The following is a 17732-nucleotide window of genomic DNA, read 5'->3' on the forward strand; positions in this document are numbered from 1 at the left end:
CGCCGCGTTGGTGAAAAAAGCGTGCGGCTCGAATGACTATAACCATTTTCAGCTGGTTGGCTAGAGGCGGGCCTCGGTTTCCCGCCGGACCTCGTGGTCCAGGGCCAGGACCGCCTCGGGCGTGGATACGTCCACAGGGGCGTGGCGGTCAAGCCCGGCCTCGATCATGGTCGGTATGTCTGTGAAGCCGATGCGTTCCCCGAGGAAGGCCTCCACCGCGATTTCGTTGACCGCGTTGAGCACGATGGGGTGGCTCGGTCCGGCGTCGAAGGCCTCGCGGGCCAGGCGCAGGCAGGGGAAGGCGTCCAGGTCCGGCTCCTCGAAGGTCAAGGTGCCCACCGAGGCCAGGTCGAGCCGGGGCACGTCCACCGTGACCCGCTCCGGGAAGCACAGGCAGTGGGCGATGGGCACCTGCATGTCCGGGGTGCCCAGGTGGGCCAGCTGGGAGCCGTCCACGTACTCCACCAGGGAGTGGACGATGGACTGGGGGTGGACGACCACGCCGACCATTTCCGGCGGCAGCCCGTACAGGTGGCAGGCCTCGATCAGTTCCAGCCCCTTGTTCATCAACGTGGCCGAGTCGATGGAAATCTTGGCGCCCATGCTCCAGTTGGGGTGGGCCAGGGCCTGGTCGCGGGTGACGGTCTCGAGGAACGCCCGGTCGTGGCCCCGGAACGGGCCGCCCGAGGCGGTCAGGATCAGGCGCTTGATCTCGTGGTCCGCACCGTGTCCGGCCAGGCCTTGGAACAGCGCGTTATGCTCGGAGTCCACGGGCAGGATCACGGCCCCGGACGCCTTGCAGGCCGCGCGGATGAGGTGCCCGCCCAGGACCAGCGACTCCTTGTTGGCCAGGCCGATCATCTTGCCCGCCTCGGCCGCCGCCAGGGTGGGCTCGAACCCGGCGGCCCCGACGATGGACGAGAGGACCAGGTCGACCTCGTCCATGGCGGCCAGGCGCACGTAGGCCTCGGGGCCGACCAGGAGTTCGGGCGCGTGGCCGGTCGGCAGGTGGTCGAGAAATTCCTTGCGCGCCGTCTCGTCGAGCACGGCGGCGTAGGCGGGGCGGAACCTGGCGCACAGCGCGGCCAGCTTCTTTCCGTTGCGGCCTCCGGCCAGGGCCGTGACCGTGAACCGCTCCGGGTGCTTGGCCGCGACCTTCAGGGCCGAATCGCCGATGGAGCCGGTGGCCCCGAGGATGGCGAGCCTGCGCGGAAAGGGCGGGCATTCCACCGAGGCGGGCCAGGAGGAGATGTAGGTTTTCATGGGCGGCTCGGCCTGCCTAGGGGAAGAACGGCTGGAACATGGAGATCAGGCCGTAGCAGGGGATGACCAGAAGCAGGCTGTCCACCCTGTCGAGCAGGCCGCCGTGGCCGGGCAGGATGGTCCCGGAATCCTTGATGTCCAGGGAGCGCTTGAGCGCGGACTCGAAGAAGTCGCCCATCTGGGCGGCCACGTTCAGGGCCATGCCGAGCAGCAGCCACTTCCACCAGGCCACCTCGGGCAGGCCGAGGAAGAGCCCCCAGGCCATGGTGCCCACGGTGCAGGCGGTCATGCCGCCGATGGACCCGGCCCAGGACTTCTTGGGGCTGATGCGCGGCCAGATCTTCCTCTTGCCGAACAGGGAGCCCGCGTAGAATGCGGCGGTGTCCGAGAGCACGGCCGCGCCCAGGACGAGCAGGATTTCCAGCCGGTCGAAATAGAGGAAGAAATGAAAATTCAACGGGATGTAGAACAGCCCGGCCAGGAAGACGGCCGCGTGGCGGTAGGACGCGGTGACGTCCTTGTTGTAACGCAGCAGGAAGACCATGGACGAGGCCCAGAAGGCCAGGGCCAGGATGACCCCGGGATAGCGGGCGTCCCCGGTGGTGTAGGCCCCCATGAGCAGGAAGGTGCAGGCCGCGCCCAGCGACTTGAAGGCGGTCATGGACTGCACGGGCCGGAACATGGAGTAGAATTCCCACAGGGTCAGGACGCTGAACAGGGCGAGAACCGCGAACAGGACCCATCCCTGGAAGATCAGGGCCAGGGCGGGGAGCGTGGCCAGGACGGCGCTGGTGGCGATTCGTTGCTTGTGCGGGGAGATATCCATGGATTATTTCAGCGGTTAATGGTGATTCCGGACTCGGTTCGAACCCGTTTCCTCTACGCTATTTGACGGCAGGGGGCAACTCGCCCGGCCGTCGCGCGGGGGAGGGGAGCCTATGCGCCGTCCAGCTGGTCGCCGGTCTTGCCGAAGCGGCGCTGGCGGCCGTTCAGGTCCGCTATGGCCTTCTCCAGTTCCGTCGGGGTGAAGTCCGGCCAGTAGATGTCCGTGAAGTAGAACTCGGAGTAGGCGGACTGGAAGAGCAGGTAGTTGGACAGCCGCAACTCCCCGCTGGTGCGGATGACCAGGTCCGGATCGGGCTGGCCCGCGGTCCACAACTCGTTCGCGAAGACCTCTTCGGTGATCGCCTCGGGCGAGACGCCTTTGGCCGCCAATGCCCGGGCCGCGCGGAGGATTTCCTCCCGGCCCGAGTAGTTGAGCGCCAGGTTCAGGGTCATTTCCCCGCAATCGGCGGTCTGGCGGATGACGTGCCGGAGCACTTGGCGCACGGCCAGGGGCATGTCGTCGATCTCGCCCAGGACCTGGAGGCGGATGCCCTGTTCCTTGAGGCTCTTTTCCTCCCGCTTGAGGAAGGTGGTCAGCAGGTCGAACAGGGTCCTGACCTCGTCCTTGGGGCGCGACCAGTTCTCCTTGGAGAAGGTGTACAGGGTGAGATGGCGAACGCCGAGCTCGCGGCAGCGGGTGACGACGGCGCGGGCCGCCTCGGTCCCGGCCCTGTGGCCGTCGGATCGCTGCAACCCGCGCTGTTTCGCCCACCGGCCGTTGCCATCCATGATGATGGCTATGTGGGTGGGAATATGCATCATGCTCAAGGATGGTCCTAGATTTCGAGGATTTCTTTTTCCTTGGCGGCCATGACTTCGTCGGCCTTCTTGACGTAGTCGTCGGTCATCTTCTGGACCTCGGCCTCGCTGCGGCGCAGGTCGTCCTCGGAGATGTCCTTGTCCTTTTCCATCTTCTTGAGCGCGTCGTTCATGTCGCGGCGCACGTTGCGGATGGCGATCTTGGCGTCCTCGGTGTATTTCTTGGCCACCTTGACCAGCTCCTTGCGGCGCTCCTCGGTCAGGGGCGGGATGGAGATGCGGATGATCTTGCCGTCGTTGACCGGGTTCAACCCCAGGTCCGAGGACTGGATGGCCTTTTCCACCGCGCCGAACGCGCCCTTGTCCCAGGGCTGGATGGTGATGGTCTTGGAGTCGGGCACGGACACGGAGGAGAGCTGGCTGATGGGCGTGGGCGTGCCGTAGTAGTCCACCTGGATGGAGTCAACCAGGGCGGTGGTGGCGCGGCCCGTGCGCAGCTTGCCGAATTCCTTGTCCAGGGCGCCGATGGCGCCGGCCATTCTCTTTTTGCCGTCGTCGAGTACGGTTTGCATATTAGTCTCCTTGAACAATGGTTCCGATGGTTTCGCCGTTGGCGGCCCTGCGGATGTTGCCTTCCTTGTGCAGGTTGAAGACGATGATCGGCAGGTTGTTGTCCCTGGCCATGGAAATGGCGGTGGAGTCCATGACGCCGAGCCGCTTTTCCAGGGTTTCCATGTACGAGACGGTTTCGTACTTGACCGCGTCGTCGAACTTGACCGGGTCCTTGTCGTACACGCCGTCCACCTTGGTGGCCTTGAAAATGGCGTCGCACTTGAGTTCCAGCGCGCGCAGGGCCGCGGCCGAATCCGTGGTGAAGTAGGGGTTGCCGGTACCGGCGGCGCAGATAACCACGCGGCCCTTGTCCATGTGCCGCAACGCCCGGCGGCGGATGTACGGCTCGGCCACGTCGGCCATGGACAGGGCGGTCATGACCCGGGTGTCGCAGCCGTTCTTTTCGAGCGCGTCCTGGACGGCCAGGGCGTTCATGACCGTGGCCAGCATGCCCATGTAGTCGCCCTGGGCGCGGTCCATGCCCTTGGCCGAGGCGGCCATGCCGCGAAAGATGTTGCCGCCGCCGATGACGAGGGCGATCTGCAGGCCGGTGGCGGCCACTTCGGCGATCTCCTTGGCGAACTGCCCGATGGCCTCGGGCTCGATGCCGAACTGCTGGTCCCCGGCCAGCGCCTCGCCGCTCAGTTTCAGTAGAATCCGCGAATAACGCGTCTTGGTCATTGGTACCCCTACGTGTAAGAAAGGTTGCGATACGATCTCGCCCAAAGGCGATAGCATGTTTTTCAGACAAAAAAAACGGGCCGTAAGGCCCGTTTTCATTTTTTCGGCTGTTCGGTTACTCGGCCTTTTCACCGAGCGCCAAGCGGTGGAAGCTGGCCACGGTGCCGCCCTTGAGGATCTGCTTGATGGTCTGCTTGTCGTCCTTGATGAAGGCTTGTTCGATCAGGCAGACGTCCTTGTAGAACTTGTTCAGGCGGCCGGTAACGATCTTTTCGGCGATGGCTTCGGGCTTGCCCTCGTCCATGGCCTGCTTGAGATACAGGGCCTTTTCCTTTTCCAGGATCTCGGCCGGGAGCTCCTCGGGGGAGATGCACGCCGGGTTCATGGCGGCCACGTGCATGGCCACGTCCTTGGCGACCTCCACGTCGTCGGTGCCGGTCAGTTCGACGATGACGCCCAGCTTGTTGTTGGAGTGGATGTACACGCCCAGCACGCCGTCGGTGGAGACCTTGGCGAAGCGGCCCACGCCCATGTTCTCGCCCAGCTTGGCGATCAGGTCGGTGACGTCGGCCACCTCGGCGGGCAGGGCTTCGGCGTCGCCGGAGGTCACGTCCAGGTCGGCGATCTTCTTGGACAGGGCCTCGGCAAAGGCCACGAAGTCGTCGCCCTTGGCCACGAAGTCGGTCTCGCAGAGCAGCTCGGCGATGACGGCGGTCTTGCCGTCCTCGGAGACGTAGGGGGTGACCAGACCTTCGGAGGTGGCGCGTCCGGCCTTCTTGGCGGCCTTGGACAGCCCCTTCTCGCGAAGGTACATGACGGCCTTTTCCTCGTCCCCTCCGGACTCGGCCAGGGCCTTTTTGCAATCCATCATGCCCGCGCCGGTTTTCTCGCGCAGGGCCTTAACTTGTGCGGCGGTGATCGACATTATTTCTACTCCTCGGAAGCGGCTTCGGCGGGAGCCTCGGCCTTCTCTTCGGTTTCGGTTTCCGCAACGGGGGCGGCTTCTTCCTTGGCGGCGGCAGCGGCCTTGGCTTCGGCCCTGGCGTTGGCCTCGTAGTCTTTCTGCATGGCGGCGCCCTCGAGGCAGGCGTCGGCCATGTGGGTGGCGAACAGCTTGATGGCGCGGATGGCGTCATCGTTGCCCGGGATGATGTAGTCGACCAGGTCCGGGTCGCAGTTGGAGTCGACCACGGCCACGACCGGGATGCCGAGCTTGCGGCATTCCTGAATGGCGATCTGCTCGCGCTTGGGATCGATGACGAAGGCGGCCTTGGGGGCGTCGTTCATGTCCTTGATGCCGCCGAGCGCCAGGTTCAGCTTCTTGACCTCGCGGTTCATGCCCACGGCTTCCTTCTTGGTGTAGCGGGAGATGGAACCGTCCTCGAACATCTGCTCGAGGGTCTTGAGGCGGTCGATGGACTTCTTGATGGTCTGGAAGTTGGTCAGGGTGCCGCCCATCCAGCGATGGGTGACGAAGAACATGCCGGCGCGCTCGGCCTCGGCCTTGACGGACTCCTGGGCCTGGCGCTTGGTGCCGATGAACAGCACCTTGCCGCCCTTGGCCACGGTGTCGACGATGAAGTCATGGGCGGTGGCAAACATCTTGACGGTCTGCTGCAGGTCCATGATGTGGATGCCGTTGCGGGCGCCGAAGATGTAGGGGCGCATTTTGGGGTTCCAACGGCGGGTCTGGTGGCCGAAGTGGACGCCGGTCTCCAGCATCTGCTTCATAGTAACGTAAGCCATGATAATCTCCTGGGTTTTTCGTCCATCCCGCGGTCCATTAAGGAGCCCGTGCCATCACGGGCCACCCGGAGTTATGGGCGGGATGTGTGAATTTAAAGTCGGGGGTACTTAACGCATCAAGCCGCGCTTGGCAAGGGGCAACATGGAGCTTTTATTTGGTTTGACGGTCGGAACTTAAACGAATTTGATTTTTTCTTATGTCTTCTTTTGTCTGGGAAGGGATATCGGTTTCTTCAAGCCAAGCATCAATAATGGTAAAATCCCAATTAATAAACGAAGCAGACGCGAGGCTAGAGAGGTGAGTAATCAGCTGATCGCGGTCTGTTCCGATCTTTGATTCGGCCAACCATTTTATATAATTCGCCTGATCAATGTACATAGAATTAGCTGACTTTAAGTTCATATCTAATAGGGTCGAAATCGCTTTTTCTGGGCAACCTTTTATTAAATATGATTCAGCTAAGTTGATTTCTGCTTGGGTAAGGTCGGGGCATATTTCTAGCGCTTTCTGAAAGTCTTTGATTGCCAAGTCGTACTCACTTTTGGTCAAATAAATAATACCACGATTATTGTATGCCCAAGCGTAACCTGGTTCTTGTTTAATCAAGAGGGAATAATCATCAATGGCTCCGGCTTGATCTCCTAAATCTGCTTTGCAATTGCCTCTTTCGAGCAGAACTTCTTTGAAATTACTATCAATTTTAAGAGCATTGTCATAAGCTGCGACTGCCTCAGCGAAGTTGTTTTTTAATTGATGAGCTCTACCAATCAAGTACCAATCTTCAGCAGTCATTGAATCTTTGTCTTTGACATTCGCTATGCGCTCGCTGTATTCTTCTAATATTTCCGGTGAGCTGGCGTTGCCTTTTTTGATGTTTGCAGACTCTTCAAGCGCTCTTTTTTTGAGCCAAATAATATCTTGTTCTGCTTTATTCTTTAGTATTGAAACATCTTGTTCCATTGCAGATAATTTGTTGAGAAAATAAAATTCAGCATTACGGACACTCTCATCCAGTTGTGATTCGATCCTTTTTGTCATTAAAGCTTTAATATGTTTGAATCCTAGGATGCTTAAAAGCGCAAGAATAGTAGATACGATTGCTGCAGTCCAGACAGCATGAGATTCAAGAATTTGAATTTGCATTGATAAAATTCTGCTATCAGCAGATGAGTCAGTTTTAAGAGTAGCAATCTTGCATGATAAAGCTATGTCTTCATTTTTTAACAACTGAATTTCTTCATGAATTGTTCGGGGGGTATGAGGCGCGGATGTGGCAGATTGGCAAAGCCCAAAAAGCATTGTTGACATAACTATCACGAATAATATTCGAATACCAAGTTGCATCTTTATCTCCCCTAGAAGTATGTGGCGGACTTGATAAAACGCGTATCGAGTATCATATTTTTGATAAAATGCCAATATCTCCAAATCCCCGTCCCATCAGCCGCTTGCCCAGCCCGCCGAAGTCCTTGGGCGCGTAGCCGAAGACCTCTTTCCAGACCTCGGTGGATTCCATGCAGAAGTAGAGTTGCTCCTCCATGCCGTGGGCGCGGAGGCGGTCGACCATGAACCGGAACTGCTCCACGCGCAGGGGGCGGAGCAGGCGGGCCTTGCCGTCCAGGCCGGGGACGAATTCATTATATATGTACGTGGTCTCCGGGAACTTGTCCTCGATGATCGGGTTGAGCTGGGGCATGCAGCGGAAGGAGCCCAGCGACATGTAGGCGATCTGCTCCGGCTTCACATAGTCGAAGATGCGGTCGATGATCTCGGCGTAGCCATCGCGCCAGCCGTCGAAGCGGATGATCGGGTCGAAATGCAGGCAGACCTTGAAGCCCGCCTCGGCGCAGGTCCGGGCCGCTTCCAGCCGCTGCGTCAGGGTGGATACGCCGAACTCCTCGTGTTCGTTGATGAACGGGGCGTTCAGGGACCAGGCGGGCAGGACGCGGTCCGTGCGCGTGGTCCCGTCCATCCAGGACAGGTCCACCACCTTGGACTTCAGCTCCAGGACCACGTTGTCGTAGTCCTCCAGGAAATGGACCAGGTCGCGGCTGTAGCCGGTCAGGTGCTCCAGGGCCAGGGAGTCGGTGAACTCGCCGGTGCCGACCCGGTAGCGGGTGTTCCGGTCCGCGCCGAAGCCGTCGGCCAGTTCGCGGAACAGGTCGTCCTGGTTGGCCCAGACCTTGAGCACCCGGTCCTGGAAATAGGCCTGGAGGATGCAGTAGGAGCAGGCCATGGGACAGTTCTCGCCGATGTGGATGATCCGGTAACCGCAGCAGTGGTAGGCGCGGGTGCCGGGGCAGAAGCGCAGAAAGCGCCCCTTGTATTCCTTGAGGTATATGGCCTGGGTATCGCCCTGGTCAAAGACCACGCGGTCCTGGTCGGGCGGGATCACGGTCCACGGGATGTCCGCCCGGCCGCCCTCGGCCAGCCGCTCGCGGACCCGGCGGGCGATGGGCGTGCCGGTCATGGACTCGTCCACGAACACCTGGCCGATCTTGCGCAGATGGCTGGGCAGCTTAGTCATTGTCACCGTCCGGACGGAACACGGTCTGCCAGGCCGGGTTGTCGGCCATGCCCTGTAGTTCTTCCACGGCCCTGGCGAGCTGCTCGGGGTCCTTGACCCGCACGGACAGCTCGGCCCCGTCGGTCTCGAAATTGTCGGGCTGGACCAGCTTCCAGGCCGTGCCTCCGGTCACGGTCCGGGCCGCCGCGTCGAACCGCTCCCGCAGTCGGGTCAGCTCGGGGTTGCGCGCCTGGCGGGCCACGGCGCACAGCCGGGCGATGGCGTCCTTGGGCGACAGCCCCTGGTCGAGCAGGGCGGGCATGCCGGCCTTGTCCATGACCCCGGCCACGGGCGTTCCGGCCATGCGGGCGGCCTCGTACAGCCAGGTCAGGACGTTGACCGCGTTGGAGCGGGACCAGGCCATGTCCGCGAACAGCGGCATGACCGCGTCGCGGTCCGCATCCTTCATGCGGGCCAGGACCATCCCGGCGGCCAGGGGCAGGGTGCCGCGCCCGAGCAGCTCCTGCCACGTTTCGGGCAGACCGAGCCAGTCCAGAAGCAGGCGTGCGTCTTTGGACTTGGGCCGTACCCCGAGGCGGGGCAGGACGTCTTGCTCCAGGTCCGTCCTGTCCAGGAGCGGGGCGAAATATTGCAGGGCCTTGAAGCGCATGGCGTCGTCGAGTTGCCGGTGGGCGTTGTCCGCCAGGTAGAGCAGCCCCAGCGAGACGTCGTCCGCGCCCTCGACCATGCGCGCCAGAACGGGCCGGTCGAGCTCCGCCAGTATGGCCAGCCGGGCGCTGCCCGCTGCCAGGGTCGGTCCCCCCATTCCGTTGAACACCAGGACCGGGGCGGACTGGCCGAATTCCGCTATGGAATTCCTTAGCGATTCCGAAATATTGCCCGACCAGAACAGGTGGGCGCCCCCGGTCCGTATGGCCTGGGCCGGGGAGGTGAAAATCTCGCTTGTGAGCTGCAATGCGGACTCCTGGAAGTTTCTCTCAATGTCGCGACAACGGATTGATATTGTTTGCGAAAGAGGGTATTTTATGAAGAAGCTCGTAGAAAAAGAACGTTATTTCAAGTGGTTGGAATAAAGTTGAAGAGCTGGCAACACTTGACATTCTCGCGTTGGTCTTCCTATAGGACTAAACCCGTAAAAAACCAAGTGCTGTGCTTTTCGCGGGGCGAAAGCGGCTCCGCGACTCCGTTAAGGACAACCAGAAACGATGTGGAGTGAAGTATGCCTGACCTCAAGACCCAAAGAACGTATGCACTCGTCGGTCACGGCGGTAGCGGCAAAACCACCGTCGCCGAGATGCTGCTTTTCAACTCGGGAGTTGTAAACCGCCTCGGCAAGGTCGAAGAAGGGAGCACCGTTCTCGACTTTGAGCCCGAGGAAATCAAGCGTCGCGGTTCGATCCAGCCCGGTTTCGCCAGCTTCAAATGGAACAAGAACGACCACTTTCTCATCGACACCCCCGGCGACTCCAACTTCGCCGGTGATCTTTCCTACTCCCTGACCGCCGCCGACGGCGTGGTCATGGTCATCGACGCCGTGGACGGCGTCAAGCCGCTGACCCGCAAGATCTGGGCCCAGGTCCAGGAGATGGGTCTTCCCTCCATGATCGTCATCAACAAGATGGACCGCGACCGGGCCGACTTCGACCTGGCCTTCAACGGCATTTCCGATGCCCTGGGCGCGCGTCCGGCCCTGCTCTACTACCCCATCGGGTCCAAGGAGGACTTCAAGGGCGTGGTGGACATGCTCTCCGGCAAGGCGCTGATCTTCGGCGCGGACGGCGCGGTCACCGAGGGGGACATCCCCGGCGACATCGCCGATGAGGTCGAGACCATCCGCGAGACCATGATCGAGAACATCGCCGAATCCGACGAAGAGCTCATGGAGAAATATTTCGAGGAGGGCGAACTGGCCCCCGAGGACATCACCAAGGGCCTCCAGGCTGGCGTCGCTTCCGGCGAACTCGTGCCTGTGGTGGTCTCCGCCGCGCTCAACTGCCAGGGCGGCCGAATGATCCTGGACACCGTGCAGAGCCTGCTGCCCGGCCCGCTGGACCACAAGCCGTGGCAGGGCGAGGACGGCTCCGAACTGACCAGTTCCCCGGACGAGGCCCTGGCCTGCTTCGTCTTCAAGACCCAGGCCGACCCGTTCGCGGGACAGTTGACCGTGGTTCGCGTCCTGGCGGGCCAGCTCTCCCCCGATTCCCAGTTGGTCAATACCGCAAACGGCGAAAAGGAACGCGTGGGTCAGCTCCTGCTCATGAACGGCAAGGAGCAGGCCCCGGTCAAGACCCCCATGGGCCCGGGCGCCATCGTCACCCTGGCCAAGCTCAAGAACACCCACACCGGCGACACCCTGGTGGAGAAGGGCGAGTTCAAGCTGGCCAAGCCCGAACTGGCCCCGCAGCTGATCACCTTCGCCCTGGCTCCCGAGGAAAAGGGCGACGAGGACAAGGTCTACGCCGCCGTGGCCAAGCTGCTCGAGGAGGACATCACCCTGACGTTGGGGCGCGACGAGGAGTCCGCCGACATCCTGCTCTCGGGCATGGGCCAGAACCACATCGAGATCTCGGTCGAGAAGGCCAAGCGCCGCTACAAGACCGCCATCCTGCTCAAGACCCCCAAGGTCCCGTACCGCGAGACCTTCAAGACCGGGGCCAAGGAAATCCAGGGCCGCCACAAGAAACAATCCGGCGGGCGCGGCCAGTTCGGCGACTGCTGGATCCACGTGGCCCCCAAGGGCTCGGGTGAAGGCTACGAGTTCGTGGACCAGATCGTGGGCGGCTCCATCCCGCGCCAGTTCATCCCGGCCGTGGACAAGGGCATCCAGGAGACCGCCGCGCGCGGCGTGCTCGCGGGCTACCCGGTCATCGACTTCCAGGTGACCCTGTACGACGGCAGCTACCACAACGTGGACTCCTCGGAAATGGCCTTCAAGGTGGCCGGTTCCCTGGCCTTCAAGAAGGCCTGTGAAAAGGCCAAGATGGCCCTGCTCGAACCGATCATGCTGGTCACCGTGGCCGTGCCCGACTCGTTCATGGGCGACGTCATCGGCGACCTGTCGTCGCGCCGGGGCAAGGTGCTCGGCTCCGACTCCCAGGCGGGCATCACCGAGGTCAAGGCCCACGTGCCCATGGCCGAGATGCTGCGCTACGCCCCGGACCTCAACTCCATGACCGGCGGCCAGGGCACCTTCTTCATGGAGTTCGCCGCTTACGAGGAATGCCCGCCCCAGGAGACCGAAAAGGTCATCGCGGCCAACAAGAAGCACGACGAGGAATAAGGGGTTCATTACGATTCGAAGTCGCGAGGGCGGCGGGGCGACCCGCCGCCCTTTTTTTGCGCCTGGCCATCGGAGGGGGGACGCACGTGATTTGGTGTAAAATCCTGATTGAGTGCGGGAAGGTGTCCTGGTTTGCCTGTCGTGCTATAGATCGCTTCGAGGGAAATCCATAGACGATTTTTATTTTTGATGTGGTCCGTCCGGCTGGTTCCGGGCATGGGCGCCTTTGCGCCGCTGAACCTTTTACCCCTGGAAGTGCCCGTATGGAAGTCATGACAGCGATTCGGGAACAGGGGGATGTGTTGCGTCATGCTTCGCCCATCCCCTTTCATCCGTGCCTGAACGACGAGGCCCACGGCCAGGTGGCCAGAATCCACCTGCCCGTCGCCCCGCGCTGCAACCTGGCCTGCGCCTATTGCGAACGCATCCTGTCCGACGACCCGGACCTGCCCGGACCGGGCACGGCCTCGGTGGTCATGACGCCCGGCGCCGCCGCGCTCAGGGCCCTGGCCTTTCTGAATGAATACGGCGGCGACTCCATCGTGGGCATCGCCGGGCCGGGCGACCCGTTGGCCAATGAAGAGACCTTCGAATGCCTGGAACGAGTCAGGCGGCAGGCCCCCGGGGCCGCCTTGTGCCTGTGCACCAATGGCCTGGCCCTGCCGCGAAGCATGGATCGGCTGGTCGCGGTCGGGGTCAACACCCTGACGGTCACCGTGAACGGCGTGACCCCGGAGACCGTGGCCCAGGTGCAACCGCGCATCCTTGAGGGCGGTATCTGGATCAAGGAAACGGAAGCGGCGCGGATCCTCATCGACCGCCAGCGCGAGGGCATTGCCCGGGCCGCCGAGGCGGGCATGGTGGTCAAGGTCAACATGGTCGTCATTCCGGAAATCAACATGCACGAGGCCGAGGCAGTGTCCGGCATGGCCGCGCGGCTCGGGGCCAAGGTATTCAACCCCATGCCCCTCATTCCACGCAACGGGCTGAAACATTTTTGCCGACCCACGGGCCGGGACATGGCCGAGGTTAGGCGTCGATGCGGCAAGGAACTCTACGTTTTCACCAAATGCAAACAGTGTCGGGCGGACGCTGCGGGAATCCCCGGTAAGGAGCATTACGGATGTCGGATGATAAAAAACGGTTGAGCCGACGTAAATTCATGGTCGGCGGCGGGGCGGCGTTGACCACCGCCTTCGTGCCCATGGGCGCGCACACGGCTGCGGCCGCGTCGCAGGGAACCTTTGCCGGCGGGAGTCTGCAGGTCTGGTCCTGCGGCGGGCTGGCCGAGGCGTTCATGCCCGCCAACGCCAAGTTCGAACAGGCCATGGGCGGGTCCATCAGCTATACGGGGGCCTTTGCGGGAGCCCTGGGCAAGTCCCTGCTCGGCGGCAGCGCCAGGACCGAAGTCTTTGCTCCGCGCGTGCTCAAACTGGCCCAGGCCCTGAAAGGGCAGGGCAAAATGCTCTCCTTCCAGCCCCTGTGCTTCACCGAATATGTTCTGGTCACGCCCAAGGGCAACCCGGCCGGAATCGCTTCCATCAAGGACCTGAAGAAGGACGGCGTCAAAACCCTGTGCTCGCCGGACTCTTCGCCCCCCGGCGGGGCGGCCGCCATGGGCGTGCTCAAGAAGAGCGGGGTGGTCAAGGAGGCCACGGCCAACTCCATCTATCTGGGCTCCTGCGTCCAGCACGACGTGGCCGACGTGGCCGCGGGCAAGGCGGACGCGGCCGTGGTCGAACGCCGCATCACCCGCCTGCCGCGCTACCGCGAGGCCTTCGAGGTCATTCCCATCCCGGAGGAGTATTTCCCGGCCCCGCCCATCCCGTTCACCATCGGGATGATGAAGTGGGCCGAAAACCGGGACATGGCCATGGCGTTCATCGATTTCATCTGCGGGGAAGAGGGGCAGGCCTGCTTCCGGGAGGCCGGATTCATTCCCGCGCTGTCCGACGAGGGACGGCGCCTTGCCGAAAAGTACGGGGTGAAGGATGTCTAGTACCACCGCAATCAGAGGCGCCCGCTACTGGATCCGCCGTCTCATTCAGGCCGTGGCCCTGTTCACCATCGCGGAGTTCTCCTACTACGGGATATTCCGCTGTCCCTTTGCCGTGCCTTACGTCAGCTGCGCCAACTGTCCGGTTGTCCAGTGTCCGGGCAAACAACTCTGGCTGATCGTGCTCCTGGGCATATTGGCCTCGGGGCTGCTCTTCGGCAGGGCCTTTTGCGGTTACGCCTGTCCGGCAGGCATGCTCAACGAGCTGTTCAGCAAGGTGGCGGTGTTGCGCGGCAAGGTGCGCGGCAAGTTCGCGGCCGTGGCCGGGTACGGCAAGTACGTGGCCGCCGCGATCTGCGCGGTCCTGTTCTTCGGCATGCACAACCCGCGCTGGGCCGTGCCCATCCGCACCGGCGAGTTCGTCAATTCGACCGTGCTGACCTTTGAGCACGCCTTCCCCCTGTGGCTGATACGGACCTCGATAGTGGTCGGGACGTTGCTGCTCGGGCTGCTCATTCCCTACTTCTTCTGCCGCTTCCTGTGCCCCACGGGCGGCGTGCTGGAAATCCTTGGCCGGTTCTCGCCGTTCAAGTACCGCGTGGCCGACTCGTGCACCGATTGCGGCAAGTGTGACCGGACCTGCGGGCTGGAAACCCGGCCCGAGCGCGACAACTGCACCAACTGCGGTGAATGCCGGAGTGTGTGCCCGGTGGACGCCATCCATCTCGGCACCGCGGCCAAGGGGCGCGGTCCCCAATCGACCGCCTAGCGATTCCGGCCCGGGTACCGTCCGGCATGCGTGAAGCAAAGAGGGGGATTTTCCCCCTCTTTTTTTGTCCGCAACGGCTCGTTTTGCTCCGAAAATAAAGGTCCGGAATCGAAAAAACATGTTTTGACGCCGAATTATAACGCATACCGCCTGGTTGCGCTCTTGTTTCGCGCCGCGATATGGTTTACTCAGACTGGAGCCACTCAAACAAGGAAACCTATGCTCCGAAGACTGTTTTTCACCATCCTGCTTGTTCCCGTAACCATCTGGTATTCTCTGAAGATGCTCAAGGTGGACCCCGAGACGTCCACACCCGAGGAATACGACCGCTGGGGGTTGGCCTGGGGGGCGGCCGCCGTGAAGCTGTCCGGCGTCAAGATCGAGGCGGACATGGGCGACGTGGACCCGAAAGGGCACTACGTGTTCATCGGCAACCACCAGTCCAACCTGGACATCCCCGTGCTCTTCTACCTGCTCAAGGGCAACCGCATCCGCTTCGTGGCCAAGAAGTCCCTGTTCGAGATTCCCCTCTACGGCAAGGCGCTCGGCCATGCCGGGCACATCTGCATCGACAGGGGGAACCGCCGCGCGGCCATGCAATCCCTGAACGACGCCGTGGAGACCGCCAAGGCGGGCATATCGCCGCTCATTTTCCCGGAGGGCACGCGCAACCTCGACCTGAGCAAGCTGATGGACTTCAAGATCGGGGCCATGATCCTGGCCCTCAAGGCCGGTCTGCCCGTGGTTCCGTTCGTCATGACCAACACCGGGCGGGTCATGGGCAAGGGCGACTTCTTCATCGACAATCGGCCCGTGGTCCGGTTCAAGGCGCTGCCGGTCATCGACCCGGCGCAATACACCCTCAAGGAGCGTGAGCGGTTCAAGGATGACCTGTACGACATGATGAACGCGGCGTACCAGGAACTGCTGGCAAAGGGGTAGGCGCGTGGTCCAAAAGTCCTTCACACTCTATCCGCTGGGCGGGCTCGGCGAGATCGGCATGAACTGCATGCTCTACCAGACCGAGAGGTCCCTGGTCATGGTGGACTGTGGCCTGATGTTCCCGGAGGACTACCATTTCGGCGTGGACGTGGTCATCCCCTGTTTCGATTTCGTCCTGCGCAACAAGAAGATGCTCAACGGCATCGTCCTGACCCACGGCCACGAGGACCACATCGGCGCGCTGCCCTGGCTGCTGCAGAACGTGGACGTGCCGGTCTACGGCTCGGAGTTCACCCTCGGCCTGGTCGAGAGCAAGCTGCGCGAGCACGACCTGGACCGCTGGGCCGACCTGCGCCCGGTGCGCCCCTACGACCGCCTTCTGCTCGGCGATTTCCGTTTCAATTTCTTCCCGGTCTGCCACTCGATCATCGAAGGGTTCGGCCTGGGCATCGAAACCCCGGTGGGCCGGGTGGTGCACACCGGCGACTTCAAGATCGACCGCAATCCGCTGGGCGGCCACGCCACCGACCTGGCCGCTTTCCGCAAGTTCTCGGACGACGGCGTGCGGCTGATGCTCTCGGACTCCACCAACGTGGGCAATGAGGGGTTCGCCCTGACCGAGCGGGAGATCAAGGTCTCCCTGCGCGAGATATTCAACACGGCCAAGGGGCGCATCCTGGTCTCCCTTTTTTCCAGCCACATCCAGCGCATCCAGGAAATCTTCGACCTGGCCGACGCCGAAGGGCGCAAGGTGGCCGTGTCGGGCAAGTCCCTGCACCGCAACATCGAGCTGGCCCGCGACCTCGGGCATCTCAAGGTGCCCAAGGGCACGTTCATCGAGCTGGACGCCCTGGACGAATACGGCGACTCCCAGCTGGTCCTGCTGGTTACCGGCTCCCAGGGGGAACCCCTGGCCGCCCTGTCGCGCATCGCCATGGGCGAGCACCGTCAGCTTTCCGTGCGGCCCGACGACCTGTTCATCCTCTCCTCGCGGTTCATTCCGGGCAACGTCAAGGCCATCAACCGGGTCATCAACAACCTCTATCGGCTCGGGGCCGAGGTCCTGTACGAGAAGATGCACGGCATCCACGCCTCGGGCCACGCCCATGCGGGCGAGTTGACATTGATGCTCCAGACCGTGCGGCCCGAATATTTCATCCCCGTGCACGGGGAGTACCGCCATCTGGTCAAGCATCGGCGGCTGGCCGTGGACAGCGGCGTGGAGGACGGGAAATCCATGGTCGTGGAGAACGGCCAGCCCGTGACCTTTTTCGAGGACGGGGCCATCGAACTGCCGCCGCGCATCGCGGCGGAAAAGATTTTGGTGGACGGCAAGGGCGTGGGCGATGTGGGCCAGACCGTGCTCAAGGAACGCCAGCTGCTGGCGGGCGAGGGCATGGTCATCGTGGTCCTGGTGGTCGACGAGGCCTCTGGTGAAATCTCCATGGGCCCGGACATCATGAGCAAGGGGTTCGTCTTCGAGCAGCAGTACATGCACCTGCTCGACGACGCCAAGTGCATCGTCCTGGACGTGCACGAGAACATCGCGCCCGGCGACACGACCAAGCTCAAGGAGCGCATCCGTTCGGCCCTGCGCCGCTTCTTCCGCAAGGTGCTCGGCCGCGACCCCGTGGTCGTCCCCCTGGTCATTTCCATCTAGCGTCTGGACTTCGGCCCGATGTTGGGCTAGATATTTCAATAAACCGAAAGAGATGCTTTTTCTGAGAGGATACCTGACATGAAACGAATTCTGCTTGCAGCGGCCATGACGGCCATGATTTCCCTGCTCGCCGCCTGCGGCGCGCAGAAGAACGACCTCGACACGGGATGGGCCATGGTCAAGCAGGGCAACTGCGGCCAGGCTCAGGTCTACCTGGACAACACCATCGCCCAGCCCGATAGCGCGGCGGACCTGGCCTACGCCTACTATCTCAAGGGAGAGTGCGCGGAAAAGGCCTCCGACTTCGAGGCCGCTTATGAAAACTTCTACGCGGCCAAAGTCGTGGCCTGCTACGTGGTCGCCAACCAGACCCACGTCAACCTGGATACCTATGCCCGCAGCGACTACTGCGAGCGGATACTCCCGGCCAAGCTCGAGGCCCTGTCGGCCAAGATCGAGGTGCGGGCGATTGAGCGGATAGAGGGCAAGGTCAACGACATCCTGCGGGCCGACTACCTCAAGCGATTTGAAAAGAGCATGAACTAGCATACCGAAACGCCCCGCCCTGCGGGGCGTTTTTCGTGGCGCATCCTGCAAACCGGGGAGGGCGA

General features: G+C 62.2%; 17 protein-coding genes. 7 read left to right on the forward strand and 10 right to left on the reverse strand.

The annotated features are described in order from the left end of the window. Positions 1-60 precede the first annotated feature (60 nt). The 10 genes from dxr to BerOc1_RS16200 form a co-directional block, all read right to left on the reverse strand. Complete coding sequence (gene dxr / locus BerOc1_RS16155; RefSeq protein WP_071546743.1) at positions 61-1263, reverse strand: 1-deoxy-D-xylulose-5-phosphate reductoisomerase; 1203 nt, start codon at positions 1261-1263, stop codon at positions 61-63. A gap of 16 nt (positions 1264-1279) precedes the next feature. Then, positions 1280-2089 (reverse strand): phosphatidate cytidylyltransferase, encoded by an 810-nt coding sequence (locus BerOc1_RS16160; protein ID WP_071546745.1) that lies wholly within the window; start codon positions 2087-2089, stop codon positions 1280-1282. A gap of 110 nt (positions 2090-2199) precedes the next feature. After that, positions 2200-2907 (reverse strand): polyprenyl diphosphate synthase, encoded by a 708-nt coding sequence (gene uppS, locus BerOc1_RS16165; protein WP_071547158.1) that lies wholly within the window; start codon positions 2905-2907, stop codon positions 2200-2202. Positions 2908-2924: 17 nt separating this feature from the next. Further along, positions 2925-3479 (reverse strand): ribosome recycling factor, encoded by a 555-nt coding sequence (gene frr / locus BerOc1_RS16170; RefSeq protein WP_071546747.1) that lies wholly within the window; start codon positions 3477-3479, stop codon positions 2925-2927. A 1-nt stretch (position 3480) separates the two neighbouring features. After that, entirely contained in the window at positions 3481-4200 is a 720-nt protein-coding gene (gene pyrH, locus BerOc1_RS16175) for a UMP kinase (protein ID WP_071546749.1), read from the reverse strand. A 115-nt stretch (positions 4201-4315) separates the two neighbouring features. Further along, entirely contained in the window at positions 4316-5125 is an 810-nt protein-coding gene (tsf, locus tag BerOc1_RS16180; RefSeq protein ID WP_071546751.1) for a translation elongation factor Ts, read from the reverse strand. Positions 5126-5130: 5 nt separating this feature from the next. Beyond that, a complete protein-coding gene (gene rpsB / locus BerOc1_RS16185) occupies positions 5131-5946 on the reverse strand; it encodes a 30S ribosomal protein S2 (RefSeq protein ID WP_071546753.1) in 816 nt (271 codons plus the stop codon). 151 nt (positions 5947-6097) lie between these two features. After that, the gene (locus BerOc1_RS18735; RefSeq protein ID WP_084641644.1) at positions 6098-7291 is read right to left on the reverse strand and encodes a tetratricopeptide repeat protein; all 1194 of its coding nucleotides are present in this window, start codon (positions 7289-7291) and stop codon (positions 6098-6100) included. A 52-nt stretch (positions 7292-7343) separates the two neighbouring features. Further along, the gene (locus tag BerOc1_RS16195) at positions 7344-8474 is read right to left on the reverse strand and encodes an SPL family radical SAM protein (protein WP_071546756.1); all 1131 of its coding nucleotides are present in this window, start codon (positions 8472-8474) and stop codon (positions 7344-7346) included. After that, positions 8467-9429, reverse strand: coding sequence for a ParB/RepB/Spo0J family partition protein (locus BerOc1_RS16200; RefSeq protein WP_071546758.1), 963 nt, complete (start codon positions 9427-9429; stop codon positions 8467-8469). The genes BerOc1_RS16195 and BerOc1_RS16200 overlap by 8 nt, the downstream gene beginning before the upstream one ends. Before the next feature lie 264 nt (positions 9430-9693). Between BerOc1_RS16200 and BerOc1_RS16205 the strand changes: the two genes are divergently transcribed. From BerOc1_RS16205 to BerOc1_RS16235, 7 genes are all read left to right on the forward strand, one after another. Beyond that, positions 9694-11754: an elongation factor G gene (locus BerOc1_RS16205; RefSeq protein WP_071546760.1), complete on the forward strand. Its 2061-nt coding sequence runs from the start codon at positions 9694-9696 to the stop codon at positions 11752-11754. A gap of 263 nt (positions 11755-12017) precedes the next feature. Then, on the forward strand, positions 12018-12902 hold the full coding sequence (locus tag BerOc1_RS16210; protein ID WP_084641647.1) for a radical SAM protein: 885 nt from the start codon (positions 12018-12020) through the stop codon (positions 12900-12902). Beyond that, positions 12878-13753 carry a substrate-binding domain-containing protein gene (locus BerOc1_RS16215; RefSeq protein ID WP_071546762.1) on the forward strand — a complete coding sequence of 292 codons (876 nt, stop codon included), beginning with the start codon at positions 12878-12880 and terminating at the stop codon, positions 13751-13753. Before BerOc1_RS16210 ends, BerOc1_RS16215 begins: the two co-directional genes overlap by 25 nt. After that, entirely contained in the window at positions 13746-14519 is a 774-nt protein-coding gene (locus BerOc1_RS16220) for a 4Fe-4S binding protein (RefSeq protein WP_071546764.1), read from the forward strand. Before BerOc1_RS16215 ends, BerOc1_RS16220 begins: the two co-directional genes overlap by 8 nt. A gap of 219 nt (positions 14520-14738) precedes the next feature. After that, positions 14739-15461, forward strand: coding sequence for a lysophospholipid acyltransferase family protein (locus tag BerOc1_RS16225; protein ID WP_071546766.1), 723 nt, complete (start codon positions 14739-14741; stop codon positions 15459-15461). Positions 15462-15465: 4 nt separating this feature from the next. Further along, entirely contained in the window at positions 15466-17121 is a 1656-nt protein-coding gene (locus BerOc1_RS16230) for a ribonuclease J (protein ID WP_071546768.1), read from the forward strand. Between the two features lie 78 nt (positions 17122-17199). Continuing rightward, positions 17200-17667 (forward strand): outer membrane protein assembly factor BamD, encoded by a 468-nt coding sequence (locus tag BerOc1_RS16235; protein WP_071546770.1) that lies wholly within the window; start codon positions 17200-17202, stop codon positions 17665-17667. Positions 17668-17732 lie beyond the last annotated feature (65 nt).

It is taken from the genome of Pseudodesulfovibrio hydrargyri (genome assembly GCF_001874525.1).
GTDB lineage: Bacteria > Desulfobacterota > Desulfovibrionia > Desulfovibrionales > Desulfovibrionaceae > Pseudodesulfovibrio > Pseudodesulfovibrio hydrargyri.